Origin of the sequence: Terriglobus roseus DSM 18391 (assembly GCF_000265425.1) — a bacterium.
In the GTDB taxonomy this organism is placed as follows: Bacteria; Acidobacteriota; Terriglobia; order Terriglobales; family Acidobacteriaceae; genus Terriglobus; species Terriglobus roseus.
Window position 1 is genome coordinate 1,807,760 of sequence record NC_018014.1, and the last position, 15,270, is coordinate 1,823,029.

The 15,270-nt window shown below is 63.0% G+C and carries 14 protein-coding genes; 4 read left to right on the top strand and 10 right to left on the bottom strand.

All coding sequences use genetic code 11. From position 1 onward, the window contains the following. Positions 1–66: 66 nt before the first annotated feature. The 4 genes from TERRO_RS07530 to truA form a co-directional block, all read right to left on the bottom strand. Positions 67–1,713, bottom strand: coding sequence for a trypsin-like peptidase domain-containing protein (locus tag TERRO_RS07530; RefSeq protein ID WP_014785403.1), 1,647 nt, complete (start codon positions 1,711–1,713; stop codon positions 67–69). Between the two features lie 245 nt (positions 1,714–1,958). After that, positions 1,959–2,921 (bottom strand): DMT family transporter, encoded by a 963-nt coding sequence (locus tag TERRO_RS07535; RefSeq protein ID WP_014785404.1) that lies wholly within the window; start codon positions 2,919–2,921, stop codon positions 1,959–1,961. Next, positions 2,918–4,195: a M20/M25/M40 family metallo-hydrolase gene (locus TERRO_RS07540; RefSeq protein ID WP_014785405.1), complete on the bottom strand. Its 1,278-nt coding sequence runs from the start codon at positions 4,193–4,195 to the stop codon at positions 2,918–2,920. The genes TERRO_RS07535 and TERRO_RS07540 overlap by 4 nt, the downstream gene beginning before the upstream one ends. Then, the gene (truA, locus tag TERRO_RS07545) at positions 4,192–5,100 is read right to left on the bottom strand and encodes a tRNA pseudouridine(38-40) synthase TruA (RefSeq protein WP_014785406.1); all 909 of its coding nucleotides are present in this window, start codon (positions 5,098–5,100) and stop codon (positions 4,192–4,194) included. Before truA ends, TERRO_RS07540 begins: the two co-directional genes overlap by 4 nt. Positions 5,101–5,385: 285 nt before the next feature. On the opposite strand from truA, the gene TERRO_RS07550 reads away from it, so the two are divergent. The 3 genes from TERRO_RS07550 (at position 5,386) to TERRO_RS07560 (ending at position 10,438) form a co-directional block, all read left to right on the top strand. Further along, on the top strand, positions 5,386–7,521 hold the full coding sequence (locus TERRO_RS07550) for a TolC family protein (protein ID WP_245536246.1): 2,136 nt from the start codon (positions 5,386–5,388) through the stop codon (positions 7,519–7,521). A gap of 192 nt (positions 7,522–7,713) precedes the next feature. Continuing rightward, positions 7,714–8,259, top strand: a complete 546-nt coding sequence (locus TERRO_RS07555; RefSeq protein ID WP_014785408.1) for a hypothetical protein — start codon at positions 7,714–7,716, stop codon at positions 8,257–8,259. 46 nt (positions 8,260–8,305) lie between these two features. Continuing rightward, entirely contained in the window at positions 8,306–10,438 is a 2,133-nt protein-coding gene (locus TERRO_RS07560; RefSeq protein ID WP_014785409.1) for a thioredoxin domain-containing protein, read from the top strand. On the opposite strand, the gene TERRO_RS07565 is transcribed toward TERRO_RS07560, so the two are convergent. The 6 genes from TERRO_RS07565 to TERRO_RS07585 are packed head-to-tail and all read right to left on the bottom strand — an operon-like array spanning position 10,435 to position 14,341. Beyond that, complete coding sequence (locus tag TERRO_RS07565; RefSeq protein WP_245536247.1) at positions 10,435–11,616, bottom strand: YncE family protein; 1,182 nt, start codon at positions 11,614–11,616, stop codon at positions 10,435–10,437. The two genes, TERRO_RS07560 and TERRO_RS07565, sit on opposite strands and share 4 nt — an antisense overlap. 5 nt (positions 11,617–11,621) lie before the next feature. Then, positions 11,622–11,747, bottom strand: a complete 126-nt coding sequence (locus TERRO_RS23805) for a hypothetical protein (protein WP_014785411.1) — start codon at positions 11,745–11,747, stop codon at positions 11,622–11,624. 1 nt (position 11,748) lies between these two features. After that, positions 11,749–12,441, bottom strand: a complete 693-nt coding sequence (gene ccsA, locus TERRO_RS07570) for a cytochrome c biogenesis protein CcsA (RefSeq protein WP_014785412.1) — start codon at positions 12,439–12,441, stop codon at positions 11,749–11,751. A gap of 42 nt (positions 12,442–12,483) precedes the next feature. Continuing rightward, the gene (locus TERRO_RS07575) at positions 12,484–13,164 is read right to left on the bottom strand and encodes a heme exporter protein CcmB (protein WP_014785413.1); all 681 of its coding nucleotides are present in this window, start codon (positions 13,162–13,164) and stop codon (positions 12,484–12,486) included. Continuing rightward, the gene (gene ybaK, locus TERRO_RS07580; RefSeq protein WP_014785414.1) at positions 13,161–13,646 is read right to left on the bottom strand and encodes a Cys-tRNA(Pro) deacylase; all 486 of its coding nucleotides are present in this window, start codon (positions 13,644–13,646) and stop codon (positions 13,161–13,163) included. Before ybaK ends, TERRO_RS07575 begins: the two co-directional genes overlap by 4 nt. Then, on the bottom strand, positions 13,643–14,341 hold the full coding sequence (locus TERRO_RS07585; RefSeq protein ID WP_014785415.1) for an ABC transporter ATP-binding protein: 699 nt from the start codon (positions 14,339–14,341) through the stop codon (positions 13,643–13,645). The genes ybaK and TERRO_RS07585 overlap by 4 nt, the downstream gene beginning before the upstream one ends. A 64-nt stretch (positions 14,342–14,405) precedes the next feature. Here TERRO_RS07585 and TERRO_RS07590 point away from each other — a divergent pair, with 64 nt between their 5' ends. After that, on the top strand, positions 14,406–14,960 hold the full coding sequence (locus TERRO_RS07590) for a hypothetical protein (RefSeq protein WP_014785416.1): 555 nt from the start codon (positions 14,406–14,408) through the stop codon (positions 14,958–14,960). Positions 14,961–15,270: the final 310 nt, after the last annotated feature.

Genomic DNA, 15,270 nt, shown 5'->3' on the forward strand with positions numbered 1-15,270 from the left:
TATCGGCCAAATGGCAGACCGGCAGCCCTTGGAGGGGCTGCCGGCGGGGTTTGGCTGCGATTGGCGTTACGGCAGACGTCCACCGACGAAGCTGGAACCACCAGCGCCGCGCGCATTGGGCGAGTGGACGACGAAGACGACGTCGTCACCGGACTTGAGTTTGGCGATTGCCGACTCAAATTCGCTGATGTTCGGCGTTGCGTGACGGTTGACTTCGGTGATGATGTCGCCCTTCTGGAGCGGCAGATCATCGGCGAAGGAGCCGGGTTTGATGTTGGAGACGGCCACGCCACCGGAGAGCTTGAGGCGCGAAAGCATCTCTGCCGGGACGGTGCTGACGGACATACCGAACTTGTCCTGGGAGACGTTCGGAGCCGGGGTCTTACCCGGTGTGCCGTCGTCGTCAGGAGCACCGTTCATGGCGACTGCAGTTTCGTTGCGGTCGGCGATGGTGACGGTCACGGTGTTTTCCTTACCGTCGCGCAGGTAGGTCAGACGTGCACTGGAGCCGGGGTGGCGCGGTGCGACGTTTGAGACGAGGTCGTCGCCGTCCTTAACGGCAGAGCCGTCGATGGCGGTGATGACGTCCTGCGGCTTAAGTCCTGCCTTGGCAGCCGGACCGCCAGGTGTCACGGTGCTGACCAGAACGCCACCCTTGGCGAAGCCGTAGACACGGCTGACCGCAGAGGAGATGGTGGGCTGGAAGGAGATGCCGATGGAGCCGCGAACGACCTTGTGGTCGGGCGAGATCAGCATGTTGTAGACGCCGATGACGGTGTTGGACGGAACTGCGAAGCCGACACCGACAGAGCCCATGGACTGGGTGTAGATGGCGGTGTTCACACCGATGACAGCTCCCGTCATGTCGAGGAGCGGACCGCCGGAGTTACCCGGATTGATGGCCGCGTCGGTCTGGATGAACTTCTGGAACTGGCTGCCGCCGCCGCCGGGTTCTGTGCGGTTCTTTGCGGAGACGATGCCTGCTGTGACGGTCTGCGAGAGGGAGAAGGGGCTGCCGATGGCAAGGACCCAGTCACCGACCTGCGCGCCGTCCGAGTTGCCCAGTTTGACGGTTGGCAGGGAGCCGGTCGCGTCGATCTTGATGACGGCGAGATCGGTTTCCTTGTCGACGCCGATGACGCGCGCCGGACGGCCGGGATCATTTTCGCTGTCGGTCGAGAGCTTGACGTTGATCCGGTCCGCCTTATCAACGACGTGATTGTTGGTGATGATGTAGCCACGGGGATCGACGATGAAGCCCGAGCCCAGGGCGCGCCGCTCGCCGCCTGCGGGACCGCCCTGATCGTCGTCATCATCGCCGTCACCGCCGCCGGGTCCGCCGTTGCCGCCGAAGAAGCGGTTGAAGAAGTCCTGCATGTCGCCCTGGTCGCCGCCCTGGCCACCACGGGGCGAGAGTCCACGGCGTCCCTTGGGAGCGGTGGACTGCTTGGGCAGCGATTCGGTGTTGATGTTCACGACGGCCGGGCCGACCTGCTTGGCGATCTGGGTGAACTGATTCGGCTGATTGGCTGCCGGCGGAATGCGCAGCGGCGCGGCATCGCTGGTGTCAGTCTTTTGCTGCATAGCGCCGTGCACGGTGCCGGTGAGCACGGAGCCGGCGATCACACCAGCGGAGAGGGTTCCGAGCAGCACAAAGGTGGCTGCAAGCCGGTGCGAGCGAAGTCGTTCTGGGAAGGACTGAATCGGTGCCATGTAGTGGAATGTCCTCGTTCTTTGTGCAACATCAAGAGCCTGTTTTCCAGGCCCGTCCATTTTTTAGACGCCGTTTTGGGCGATATGTATGCGCGAGTTGTCTGTCGGCGATTATGCGCCACTGATGATATCTGATGCTATGCCCCCGGTTTCGACGCCGCCTGGTCGGCGGTGTCGTTCGTCGTGTAGCGGTGCGGGAGGCTTTCTTTTCTGCGGATGGAGTGTTGCAGCGGAAGTCGCAAGTGCTATGGAGCTTCGGTCGGATGTTCCAGCGCTGCGTTGGCTTCGGGCTGCTCTGCGACGGTTCCTGAGAGGAGTTCGCTGGCGATCAGGCTGACGAGGATCAGGGCTGCGCCTGCGCCGGAGCGGAGGGTGAGTCGCTCGCCAAAGAAGAGCAGGGCGGTGAGGAGGGCGAAGGCTGGTTCGAGCGCGAGAAGAAGGGCGGTGTGGCTGGCCTGCAGGTGTTGCTGGGCCCAGGACTGGATGCTGAAGGCGGCGGCGGTTGCGAGGAGGGCGCAGACGACCAGGGCTGCGATGAGCGAGCCGGTCCAGTGCAGGTAGGTGTGTTCGATGGCCGGGGTGGCGACGGACATGAAGAGGGCGGCGAAGCCGATCTGGAGTGTTGCGAGTTGGGCTGTTGGGATTCGTCGCGCCATGTGGGCGAGGGACAGGAGGTGGCCTGCGAAGGCGATGGCGCAGAGGAGACTGAGGATGTCTCCGCGATTGACGCCACGCGTGAACTCGCGCAATGGCATGCCGGCGGGTGTGGTGAGTAGGACGATGCCGGCGAAGGCACCGGCTGCTCCCAGGAGAGCGGTTGCGCGTGGCCGGTGCGCACCGGGCGGGCGTAGTGCAGGCACCACGGTAAAGAGCGGGACGAGGACGACGACGAGGCCGGTGAGGAATGCCGAGTGATCGGGTGTTGTGTAGACGAGGCCGGCTGTTTGCAGCTCATAACCTGCGGCGAGAAAGAAGCCGGCGACGGCTCCTGCTTTGAGCGCTTCGCGGCCGATGCGTGGCCACTCTCGCGCGTGCAGGATGGCGAGCGCGGCGAAGGCGAGGATCATGCGGAGTTGATTAAAGAGGAGCGGGGAGGCGTCGTGGAGTGCGCCCTTGACGACGCCGAAGGTGGCGCCCCAGACGGCGACGGTTGCGAGCAGCAGGACGTGCGCCAAGAGGGACTGGCGGCGTGTCGTGCCGGGCGTCATGGCTCGCCTGCTCCGGGGGAATCCGCCGCTACTTCATTGCCTGCTTCGAGGTGGCCGCAGAGGTCGAGAAGGATGAGGAGGACGCGACGGAGGGCGAGGTCGCGGCCCCGTGTGTCGTGCCATTCGTTGGTGGTGTGGACGCCGCCTGCGAGGCCGCCAGCGCCGATCGCTACGGCTTCGAGGCCGAGTGAGAGTGGGATGTTTGCGTCGGTGGAGCCGAGGCGTTCTTCGGTGCGTAGACGCAGGTGCCGATCAACAGCGCGGACGGTTTCGAGCAGGCGGGATTTGGGGTCGAGTTCGGCTGCGGGCCGGTCGCCGATGAGGGTGATCTGTGCCTGCAGTTTTTCGCCGCTGCCTGCGCGATTCGCGGCCATGACGGCATCTTCGACGGCGCGGTAGAGCTGGACTTCAAGCAGCAGTAATTGGCCGGCATCGGTGGAGCGGAGGTCGAAGGTGGCCTCAGCGGACTGGGCGACTGCAGTGACGGAGGTGCCGCCGCGGATCTCACCGACGTTGAGCGTGGTGCGTGGTCGTGCGGGCAGGGTGCGGGAGCTGATCTCGGCGATGGCGGTGCTGAGCGCGACGATAGGGTTGGCGACGGCGGAGTCGGTCCATGCGTGGCCGCCGGGGCCTGTGATTTCGACGCGGAAGCGGCGACTGCCGAGTGCGCGCGTGACGACGATCTCAGTCCCTGCACCTTCGAGCGCGAGTGTGCCGCAGATGCGTCGTGCGAAGGGCGAGCCGGTGAAGAGGTGTCGCATGCCGCGGAGGTTACCCTCGGCCTCTTCGCCTACGTTGGCTGCGAAGAGGATGTTGTTGACGGGCTGCAGCTCCGCGTGTCGGATGGCGGCGGCGAGGGCCAGCAGGCCGGCGAGGCCTGCTCCGTTGTCGGAGATGCCGGGGCCGATGAGCAGCGATTCGTCCTGGCGGATGTCGAGCTCTGTGTCTGCGGAGAAGACGGTGTCGAGATGGGCGGAGAGAAGGGCCACGTGTGACTGTCCGTCGTCCGGCCGCAGCAGACCGAGCGCGTTGCCTGCCTCGTCGATGTGGACGTCACTGAGGCCGAGTTCGCGCATGCGGTCGGCGAACCATGCGGCACGCTCGCCTTCGCCGAAGGGGGGAGCGGGGATGGCGACGAGCTCCTGTTGCCACGAGCTGATGCGAGGTTCCTGCAGGTGCAGCCATGCGAAGGCGCGATGCACTCCGCGGTGTTGCGCCAGGGTGGCGATTCGTGCGAGTGGGAGCGGCTCCTTCGTCCGTTCGCGGAAGATCATGCGGACGCCTTCGCTGCCGTTTTGTCGTGAGACGCGGTCTGGTCGGCGAGGTAGTTCACCTCAACGAGGTGCAGGCCCTGCGGTGGTGCGGTGGCGCCGGCCTGCCGGCGATCATGCGCGGCGAGGATTGCCGGAATGGCATCGGCGGGCATGCGGCCTGCGCCGATCTCGACGCAGGTGCCGACGATGTTGCGCACCATGTGATGGAGGAAACCGCTGCCGGTGACGCGATAGACGAGCAGACCGTCGCGGAGCTGCCATCCGGATTGGAAGCTGGTGCGGACGTTGTCAACGGGGTCGCCCTCATCCTGCAGGCGTTGCGTGCGATCGGGATCGGTGGCGGCGAAGGAGGTGAAGTCGTGTGTGCCGACGAATGCTTCGGCAGCGCGCTGCATCGGATCGAGGCTGAGCGGCCAGCGGCAATCCCAGACGTAGCGCGCGATGTCCGGGAGGCAGATCTGTTCGTTTGGCTGGGTGGCGAGGCGCCGTTGAAAGATGCGGTACTCGTAGGTTTTGTCGAGGACGCCGGCGCGTGCGTGAAAGTGCGGCGGAGCATCGACCAGGCTCACGATGCGGATGCTGGCGGGCAGGCGTCGATTGAGCGCGCGAAGCAGGCGGTCTGCGGGGATGTTTGCCTGCAGGTTGAGTGAAACGGCCTGTGCAGAGGCATGGACGCCGGTGTCCGTTCGGCCTGAACCCTGCGGGAGGACGGTTTCGCCGGTGACTTCACGGACCGCGGTTGCGAGTGATCCCTGGATGGTGGGCAGGCCGGGCTGTACCTGCCAGCCAAAGAAGTCTGTGCCGTCGTAGGCGATGGACAGGCGGTAGGTACGGGCGGGCGGTGCGTTCGGCGGTGTCCCGGCGTCGCTGTTTTGTCCGGAATGTTCTCGGTCTGAAGGGAACATCGGGGCTGTTTGAACCGTACCATGCAGCACCTACGCGAACGGCTGATGCCGGTTGCTATACTTTGACTTCCGAAGAACCTGCGTCGGTCGATGCGTTTGATGAAGAGATGTGTGTCACGGCAGCGGTCCGTGCGTCGCAAGCCCTTGCAAATGGCGACCACGCGTGCCTGATGCAGAGTGTGTGCGGGCATGTGAAAAGTAAGGCCGCACGGAATAAAGTGCGTCCGAATGGCGCTGGCGCACGTCTTCGTAGGGGAATACTTTCCGATTGGCTGGAGAAGAGGCGTGAGAGCAGGAACTATGCAGGGAGCAGCGAGCGTCGCTCTGTTGCTGATGGGATCTTTGGACATGTCGGCGTTCGCGCAGGCAGCGGCCGCACCGCAGGCTGGAGTCGGTGGTGCCCAGACCAATCCCACTGCTCCCGCCGCACCGCAGGCGCAGCAGGTCGACACCACGGGGCGTCCTGGGATACCCCAGGCACCCGAACCGAACCATCCAGGGCCGTTGTATCTTCGCGAGACTGCGAAGGATTACAGTCGGCTGAAGGGACATACATTCCGGCATCCGTTTGCTCCGTATACGAGCACGGACTACAACCCGCCCCGGCTGACGAATACGCCCCGGTTGGGGGACCTGCTCCGCGATGGCCGCATCTACCTGAGCCTTTCCGACGCTGTCCTCCTCACGCTTGAGAACAACTTTGACATTGAGATCGCGCGCGTCAACCTGGATATTGCCGATACGGATATCCTGCGCGCGAGGGCTGGCAGCACCCTTCGCGGTGTTTCGACGGGCCTGATCACCAATACGCTGGGCGGCACTTCGTCCACCGTGACAGGTGGTGGTGGACCAGGCGGTACGGGAACGGGTACGGGCGGTTCGGGTACCGGCGCATCGGGCCTCGTACTGAGCACGAATGGCGGCGGACCAGTGCCGTTGAATCGTGATGGAGTGATTACCGGCACGCTGCAGTATGAGCAGTTGAAATCGCCGGGCGGTACCAACTTCTTCAACCCGAACGCTACCGAAACGAACACTGGGACTTACAACTTCGGCTATTCGCAGAGCTTTCTTTCAGGAACCACTCTTAGCGCAACGTTCAACAACTCGCGAGCAACGTCGACATCTGCGACGAGTCCATACACGCCGTCGTTCAATTCAACCTACCGTCTGCAGGCGACTCAGAACCTGCTGCAGGGTTTTGGGCCTGGCATTCAAGGACGCTTCGTGGTGCAGGCGAAGAACAACCGCCGGATCGCCGACTCGGCCTTCCGTCAGCAGTTGATCTCGACGGTAACGCAGGTGGAGAGCATCTACTGGTCGCTCGTCAGCGCATATGAGGATGTCCAGGCGAAGACGCGCGGTCTGGAGCAGTCGACCAAGCTCGCATCGGACAACCGCAGGCAGTTGGAGATCGGCACCCTGGCGCCGCTCGATATCGTCAACTCCGATCAGGCTGTGACCACCGACCGGCAGGCCTTGACGACTTCGCAGTCGAACCTGGAATACCAGCAGCTGCTGATGAAGCAGGCGATTGTTCGCGATCTGAACGATCCGCAACTGGCAACAGCGCCCGTCGTACCGACGGACCGTGTGAGCCTGGATCGTCTGTCGGAAGAGGACACACCGGTCGAAGATCTCGTGAAGCAGGCGTTTGCCAACAATCCTTCGATTGAGCAGGCGTCGCTCAACATGAAGAACAACGAGATCACGATCAAGGCACAGAAGAACGGTCTGCTACCCATCTTGAACGCGTATGCGTTTTACGGTGGAACCGGTATTGCCGGTACGGCGAATCCTGTCAGTTCGATCTGCCAGAACTCTACTCTGCCCAACTGCGGTCTTGGAAATCAAGGATCGTACGGTACAGCCTTCACCAGTGCCTTCAATGCGAGTTCGCCGGATAAGGGTTTTGGTGCTAACTTCTCGATCCCCATCCGCAACCGTCCGGCACAGGCCGATCAGGCGCGTTCGCAGATGGAGTATCGCCAGGCGGGCATGCGTCTGCAGCAGCTTTACACGCAGACCCGTATCCAGGTCATCAACGGGCAGTTCGCCCTGACCAATGATCGCGCCTCGGTGATTGCGGCACAGGCATCGCGTGATTACCAAGCACAGGCACTTGATGCAGAGCAGAAGCGCTATCGTCTCGGTGCTTCAACCACGGCAAATGTATTGCAGCAGGAGCGCAATCTGGCGACGGCTGACAACACATTGATTACGGCGACTGCCGTGTATGCGCGGGATCGTGCGGCTCTGCTGCAGATCCTGGCGAGCACGCTGGATCGCTACAACGTTTCGCTGACCCAGGCCGCTGCCGGCACCATGACGACCGCACCGGTTGTTCCTGGCCTGACGGCACCGCAGGCACCGGCACCACCGAAGCCGTTGACCAGCACACCGGCACCGCTACCGCAGTAAGCATTGAAACAGTAGTGAGGGCGAAGGAGCGAGAGCTTCTTCGCCCTTTCTGTTTTGGGCGCTTCAGTGGGCGAATGACAGCTGACCTTTGACTTTATTCTGCATGGCGATGCGAGTTCTTCGTGCTTTCCGCCGCCTTCTAAGCTATAAAAGGCTTGTCAGGTACCCGGAACCCAGGACCTGCCATCCTCCATGTCTGGACACTCAACAGTTGGCTTGAAGATTCTGCGGCTCGCGGCGCTGTTGGCGTTGCTGGCGATCGCGCTTGCGCCTGTGTTCTGGCTGTCGTGGGCTCACCGTTCGCAGCGGGACAGCGCCCTTACTGCAGCGTTCGACGGAAGGAAGGGACAGTACACATCGCCTTCTTTCGTGCCAACGAAGGGCGCGACCTACCAGGTCGAGATCTATTTCCTTCCTTCGCATCAGCCGTTGAAGCTGGACTGGAAGGTGCTGGATGACGGGGGCGCGATCCTGGCCAAGAGCCGTTACAGCGAGATGAGCGGCGATGGCAACCTTGCCGATCTGGGCGAGTATGAGGCGACCAGCCAATCGGCGCAACGGATCGTTGTGGACCTTCAGAGCGAAGCGGATTTTGATTCGACCCTGCATGTTGAACCGCTGGAAGCCGGTCCCGAAGGTCGTGGGTATGCGATCCCGTTGGCCGGAGCCTGGGCGGCGATTGTTCTCTTCGGGGCTGTGGTGGGATTGCGGTCGTGGTTCTGCGAAGTCCTCAGCTAGTGAAGAGGTGCGCGTCGAGTTGATCCGTCTCCACTAAACTGAAGGGATGACCGATCCTGCACTGAACGCACTCGCTTCCGCCTCCTCCGCTTATCTCCGATCGGCGATGCATCAGCCTGTTCAGTGGGAGCAGTGGGGCGAGGCGGCGTTCGCGCGGGCTGCTGCTGAGAACAAGCCGGTGCTGCTGGACATTGGCGCGGTGTGGTGCCACTGGTGCCATGTGATGGACCGCGAAAGCTACGAGAACGCTGAGACGGCTGCGCTGATCAACGAGTACTTCGTTGCGGTGAAGGTCGACCGGGATGAGCGGCCGGATGTGGACACTCGGTACCAGGCTGCGGTGGCGGCGATCAGCGGGCAGGGCGGATGGCCGTTGACGGCGTTCCTGACGCCGGATGGCCGGCCTTACTTTGGTGGGACTTATTTTCCGCCGGAAGAGCGCTATGGCCGGCCGAGCTTTCGCCGGGTGCTGATGACAATGGCAGGGTCGTTCTACGACAAGCATCATGAGGTGGAAGAGTCTGCCAGCAGCGTGATGGAGGCGATCGAGTACAGCGAGACGTTTACCGGGGATGCGACGGATCTGGACGCATCCGGTGCGAGTCTTGCGTTGCTGGACAAGCTGATCGACGGTGCGTTGAAGCAGTTTGATCCGATCCATGGCGGCTTCGGCTCACAGCCAAAGTTCCCACATCCCGCGGCGCTTGAGATGCTGCTGGATGCTGCTTCCCGACCGGGCCCGAATGCGCCGCAATGTGCGGAGGCTGCGCTGGTGTCGCTGAAGAAGATGGCACGTGGCGGCATCTTCGACCAGTTGGCGGGCGGGTTTCATCGCTACTCGGTGGATGAGCGTTGGGTCGTGCCGCACTTCGAGAAGATGGCGTACGACAACAGCGAACTGCTGCGGGCGTATGTGCATGCCTTCCAGACGTTTGTGGATCCGGAGTGCGCGGATGCGGCGCGCGCGACGATGCAGTGGATGGATGAGTGGCTGAGCGATCGCGAGCGTGGCGGTTTCTATGGCTCGCAAGATGCGGATCTTTCTCTGGACGATGATGGCGGCTACTTCACCTGGTCTCGCGACGAAGCTGCTGCTGTGTTGACCGAGGACGAGGCGAAGCTGGCAGAGCTTTACTACGACATTGGTGCGGTGGGCGACATGCATCACGACCCGGCTCGCAATGTGCTCTTTCGGCCGATGACGCTGGAGCAGGCGGCACAGCAGGCTGGTGTCGATGCGGAGATCGCTCCCATGATGCTAAAGGTGATGCGATCCAAGCTGCTGGCTGCACGGCTGCAGAGACCTACGCCGTTCGTCGATAAGACGATTTACACGGGCTGGAACGCCATGTGTATCTCGGCCTATGTGCGAGCGGGACGTGTGCTGCAGGTGCCGGGCGCCGTCGCGTTTGCGTGTAAGTCACTCGACCGCGTGCTCGATGTCGCGCTGGTCGAGGGCACGTTGAAACACGTTGTTGCGTACAGCGATCCCGCCGCGCCGCACACGGATGTTGCCGGTGTACTGGATGACTACGTCTTCCTGGGGCATGCGTGCCTGGATGTGTGGGAGGCTACGGGCGAGATCGTTTACTTCGAAGCTGCGCGGGTGCTTGCGACGACGTTGCTGCGCAAGTTCTATGACGGCAAGGGCGGCGGCTTCTTCGATATGGCTTCTGACTCGACAGAGACGATTGGTGCGCTGAGCACGCGCCGGAAGCCGGTGCAGGACGCACCTACGCCCGCGGGTAATCCTGCCGGCGCAGCGCTGCTGTTGCGGCTGCATGCGCTGACGGGGGATGAGACCTATCGCGAGACCGCGCAAGAGACTCTGGAGACCTTTGCGGTGATCGTGGAGCATCTTGGGCTGTATGGTCCGACGTTTGGGCTGGCGCTGGGGCGGCTGGCGCGGCCTGCGGTGCAGGTGGTGATTGTTGGTGGCGGGGCGAAGGCTGCGCAGTTGGAGATGGTGGCGCTGGCTCGCTTTGCGGTGAACAAGAGCGTCGTGCGGATTGCGCGGGCGCAGCTTGGGGCGTTGCCGCCGGCGCTGGCCGAGACATTGCCGCACCTGCCGGATAGCGATGAGGCGATCGCGCTGGTGTGCAGTGGCATGACCTGCCAGCCGCCGATCCGGGATGCTGCGGAGCTGGCTGCGGTGTTGAATGCAGCGGATGCCGCCTAGCGCGTCCGGAAGGCCTTGATGGCGATTGCGTTGGGGTGTGCGCCGACGGGCAGCATGGTGAAGAGCTCGGGGCCGTTGGTGTCGCGGGTGCGGATGACGGCAACGTCGCTGCTGCCGGAGTCGGCTATCAGCAGGACGGGCTGGCCGGGGGAGAGCGCCATGGCTGCGGGCTGCGGGCCGGTGTGGACGCTCATGGCCATGCGGCCTTCATCGATGGAATAGAGGCTGACGGAGTCCGCGCCTGAGTTTGAGACCCAGAGTGAGGCGTTGTCGTCGCTGATGATGCCGTTGGCGGGCTGTGTGCCGATGGGGAAGGTGGCGCCGACTTCGTTGGTGAAGGTGGAGATCTCGCTGATGCTGCCGGAGCCGGTGTTGCTGACGAAGATTTCGCCGCTGTCGGGCTTGAGGGTCAGATGTCCCGGCGCGTGTCCGACGCGGAGGCGTGCCATCAGGCGGTCCTGCATGGAGGCTGGATCCTGCTTGGCGGGCCAGGAGTCGGGTGCGCTGGCGAGTGCGATGGAGAGGACCTGGTCGTCGCCGGTGCAGGCGATGAAGGCCTTGGAGGAGTCGCCGAGGATTGCCATGTCATTTGCGCCGGCGCAGCGGTCAAAGGTGGCGCGGAGGCGTGGTGTCGGGGCGTCCGTGATGTCGTAGACGGAGACGCTGCCACTGCCGCGATTGGCGACGACGAGGGAGCGGCCGTCGGGTGCGATTTTCACCGTGCCGGGCTGCTCGCCGGTGCCGACGGAGGCGACTTCCCGTCGTTGCTGCAGGTTGAGCACACTGACGGTGTTCGAGCCGGTATTGGTCACATAGGCGCGCTCGCCTTTGGCGTCGACGGTAATGCTCGCCGGCTGACGGCGGACGCCGATGGTGGCGGCTACCGAGTTGTTGGCGGCGTCGATGACCGAGACGGAACCGCTGGCCGTGTTGACGATGTAGACCTCGTTGCGCACGGGGTTGACGGCGACGGCAGAGGGCCCTTCGCCGACCTTCAGCGTGCGGTCCGGGCGGAAGTTCACCAGGTCAAGGACACTGACGGTGCCGCCGCTGCCGTTGGTGACGTAGGCGTATTCGCGGTAGTTATCGGCGAGTTGCGGGAAGCGCACACGACGGCAGCCGCCTGCGAGGAGCAGCAGCGGCAGGGATGCAAATGCAACGGAGCGAGTGAAACTCACGCGAATCAATTCTCAGTCTTGTTCAGCTTGACCCACAAAGAGCGCAGCCAGAGAGCATGCCCGATGTTGGCAGCGGCGACCAGCAGGTAGGCCGCCCATAGGAAGTGGATGCTGTTGACGTTGGGTTGCATGTCAGGCCTCCAGTGCCTTGAGTGCGGCGCGTGCGTCGGCACGCTGTTCGCGGCGAACGATGGCGTAACGCGCCCAGACCAGCGTTATGCCCCAGCAGAACCAGGCGGCTAGATTCCAAAGGAAGGCGGGCCACATGGAGGGATCGAGCGAGCCATCCCCTGTGAGAACTGGCGCGGGGTGCTGTGTGCGCCACCAGCGGATGCTCATGAAGACGATGGGCACATCGATGCCGGCGAAGACACTGAGAACGGCTGCGATGACGGGTGCCTGGCTGCTGGTGGAGAAGTTACGCACCAGGAGATAACTCACATAAAGAAGGAAGAGCATGAGGAAGCTGGTCAGGCGAGCGTCCCATGCCCACCAGATGCCCCACACAGGGCGACCCCAGAGCATGCCTGTCGCAAGGCCCAGACCGACATAGAGAACGGTGACCTCTGCCGTGGCGATGGCGAGTGCGTCGAGCTTGGCGGCCAGTTCCTGCTTCGTGCGGCGGAAGTAGAGGAAGGCGATCGAGGCGATCATGTTGACGTATGGGAAGACTTCGGCGGAGATGTTGATGGGCACGTGCCAGTAGAAGATCCGGTATACGGATCCCATGGTGGCCTCAACCGGCGCGACGAAGACTGCCTCGTAGAAGCCCCATGCCAGCAAGGCGAGACTAAAGCCACACAACATCCAGAAATAACGCTTCATGATCGGTATTCAGTCTACCGGTTTGCGGGGGCGGCGCGGGCGTTATTCGGCGTTGAGGACGGTATCGAAGAGCAGGATGCAGGCTGTCGTGAAGATGACGTCGAAGCCGAAGATGAGGCGGATCCACATTTGTGGCTCGAACTCGCCTGTGATGACGCCGGTTGTCGCCTGGGTGACGCCGAGGAGCGCGGGGATGGAGATGGGGAAGAGGATGACCGGCAGCATGAGGGCGCGGTTGCGGCTGCGCAGGCCGAGGGCGGCAAAGAAGGTGCCGTTGACCACGATGGCCCAGGTGCCGAGCGGCAGGATGAGCCAGAGCCACTTGATCTCGCCCAGGGGGTGCAGATTGTAGAAGACGACAAAAACCGGCGCGAGGACCGCTTCTACGAAAAGGACGAAGATCAGGTTGGCGAATGCCTTGCCGAGGAAGAGTGCGGAGGCTGGCGCGGCGGACATGCGGTGCGCGTCCAGCACCTGGTTGCGGCGCTCTCGCTCCCAGGAGATGTTGAGGGAGGTGGTCGCGGCGAAGAGCAGTCCCACCCAGAGCAGGCCGCCGCTCATCTGGCGAGCGAGCGTGGGGTAGCCGGTTGGATCGAAGGCCATGGCGAAGACGACGGCGATGAGCAGCGTGAAGAAGAGCATGCCGGCGACGGCCTCGCGGCTGCGCCATTCGAGTTGCAGGTCTTTCCTGAGATGCAGCCAGACGGTGCGTGCGTAGATCACGAGAGAGTCACCAGAGCTTTCGTCAGGTCGGCAACGTTCGCGTCCGCGGCCCGGATGTAGTCGGCCGGGGCAAGGATGAGCTGGAGGCCGCGCATGCCGGCGGAGACGCTGATGGTGTCGAAGAGTTCGAGGGCCTCGTCGACAAAGGCGCGGTAGGCCTTCTTTGCGCCCATAACGGTGACGCCGCCGCGGATGTAGCCGGTGAGTGGCTCGACGTCCTTCAGACTGGCCAGTTCGGCGTTTTTGGCGCCGGCAGCGAGTGCGAGCTTCTTCAGATCGAGTTCGCTGTCACCGGGGATGGCTGCGAAGACGTACTCGCCATCATTGAGGCGGCAGAGGAGGGTTTTGAAGACCTGCTCGGCCGGCATGTTGATCTTGCGGGCGACGTTGGTTGCGGTCAGGTCCTCGGGATCGACCTCGTAGTCGCGAGTGCTGTACGGAATGTTGAGGCGGTCAAGCAGCCGCGCGGCATTGGTCTTCACGCTGCGGTTGCTCCTGCCTGGGTCTCAGAGGCGACGATGCTGCCGTTGCGCATGGTGACGACCTGATCGGCGGCCTGGGCGACAAGTTCGAACTGGTGCGTCGTGACGATGACCGTGCGCTGTGCGCCGCCGGGCAGCGGCCAGGTACGGAAGTCGAGGAGAAGCTGCACGAGCTCCTTTGCGCCGCCGACATCCATGTTGCTGAAGGGTTCGTCGAGCAGCAGCAATTCCGGATCTGCCACGAGTGCGCGGGCCATGGAGACACGCTGACGCATGCCCTGTGAAAACTCGGAGACCGGGCGGGTGATGGTGGGATCGAGGCCGACGGCGCGCAGTGCCATCTCGGGCGATCCCGTGCAGTCACAGTTTGCGCCGGGGTTCTGCAGCCGGGAGAAGTAGCGCAGGTTCTCCATTGCCGAGAGCTCTTCGTAGAGCATGGGCGCGTGGCTCATGTAGGCCATGCGTGCGCGTGCTGCGTGTGGTTCGCTGCCCATGGTTTGCACGGTCCCGCTGGTGGGTGTGATGAGTCCTGCAAGGACGCGCAGCAGTGTGGATTTACCCGCGCCATTGGGCCCAAGGAGGACGTGAAAGCCGCCGGCAGGGAAGTCGCACGTGACACGCTTGAGCGCCGCGAAGCTGCCATAGAGCTTCGACAGGTTGCTGACGGTCGCCGCCGGAATGGGACTGGAGTGCATCGTTTCCGAGTATAGTGCGCCGAATTCTCTTGGCGTTGCAGCTCGCTGTCATTAGAGTTTGCGAATGGCTAATGTCATCCCTCCGCCTTCTCCCGCGTACGATCCACGCTACGTCCCACCGCCGGTGCGCCTGCATTGGGGATGGGTACTGGCGCTGAGTCTGCTGACGCGCGGCTACTTCAATTCCATCTGGATGGTCGTTCAGGCGAATTGGATCAAGAGGGTGACCGGCCGTGAGGATGTGTTGTGGTGGTCGATCGCGAATGTGGCGATGCTGCCGGTGCTCGTCATCATCGGCATCATGGCGGGCGTGACGATGGCGCTCGTGCCGCATCTGGGAGCGAACGATGGAAGCTCGTCGACCCTTTTAGTTGGTGCTAACGTTCTGGGCACAGTGTTGTACCTGGCCGTTTACGTCAAGACAGTGTTCACCCTGCGCGAAGCGCTGGAACTGCCACCGATCGGCATCCCGCTGGGTGGTGTGATGACGTTTCTGTTCAGCGGGATCTATTTCCAGTACATGCTGCACGATCACGTCGTTCCAGGTCCAGAAGAGGTTTATGGAACGATGCAGCCGCCAGCCTATGTGCCCGTTGCTTCGCCGGAACCGCGAGCGTAGCTGTGCGGCTCGCTGCACTGTATTTGCAACGAGTCCTGAGAGGACGCTCGGAAGCATGGATTTGACCATGCGGTACGGAATGGGACTGGGGTGCAACGTTTCGGAATAGAGTGAGCCGAATTTCTTTGGTCCGCCGCGCTTCCGTCTCTAGAGTGAGCGCATAGACAATGTTGTGTTGCCGTTTGCGCATCATCCGCAGCCTGTCGCGCAGCCCCCGCGGCTTCATTGGACCGTCGTGCTGGTGCTTTCGGTCATGTCGCATTTTCTGTTCTGGGTGATCTGGCTGATTGTTCAAAGCGGCGCCGATCGA

What these genes read in the sequence shown, in the direction of transcription:
- TERRO_RS07530 (WP_014785403.1), bottom strand. Translation starts at nt 1,713, where the DNA reads ATGGCACCGATTCAGTCCTTCCCAGAACGACTTCGCTCGCACCGGCTT.
- TERRO_RS07535 (WP_014785404.1), bottom strand. Translation starts at nt 2,921, where the DNA reads ATGACGCCCGGCACGACACGCCGCCAGTCCCTCTTGGCGCACGTCCTG.
- TERRO_RS07540 (WP_014785405.1), bottom strand. Translation starts at nt 4,195, where the DNA reads ATGATCTTCCGCGAACGGACGAAGGAGCCGCTCCCACTCGCACGAATC.
- truA (WP_014785406.1), bottom strand. Translation starts at nt 5,100, where the DNA reads ATGTTCCCTTCAGACCGAGAACATTCCGGACAAAACAGCGACGCCGGG.
- TERRO_RS07555 (WP_014785408.1), top strand. Translation starts at nt 7,714, where the DNA reads ATGTCTGGACACTCAACAGTTGGCTTGAAGATTCTGCGGCTCGCGGCG.
- TERRO_RS07560 (WP_014785409.1), top strand. Translation starts at nt 8,306, where the DNA reads ATGACCGATCCTGCACTGAACGCACTCGCTTCCGCCTCCTCCGCTTAT.
- TERRO_RS23805 (WP_014785411.1), bottom strand. Translation starts at nt 11,747, where the DNA reads ATGCAACCCAACGTCAACAGCATCCACTTCCTATGGGCGGCCTACCTG.
- ccsA (WP_014785412.1), bottom strand. Translation starts at nt 12,441, where the DNA reads ATGAAGCGTTATTTCTGGATGTTGTGTGGCTTTAGTCTCGCCTTGCTG.
- TERRO_RS07585 (WP_014785415.1), bottom strand. Translation starts at nt 14,341, where the DNA reads ATGCACTCCAGTCCCATTCCGGCGGCGACCGTCAGCAACCTGTCGAAG.
- TERRO_RS07590 (WP_014785416.1), top strand. Translation starts at nt 14,406, where the DNA reads ATGGCTAATGTCATCCCTCCGCCTTCTCCCGCGTACGATCCACGCTAC.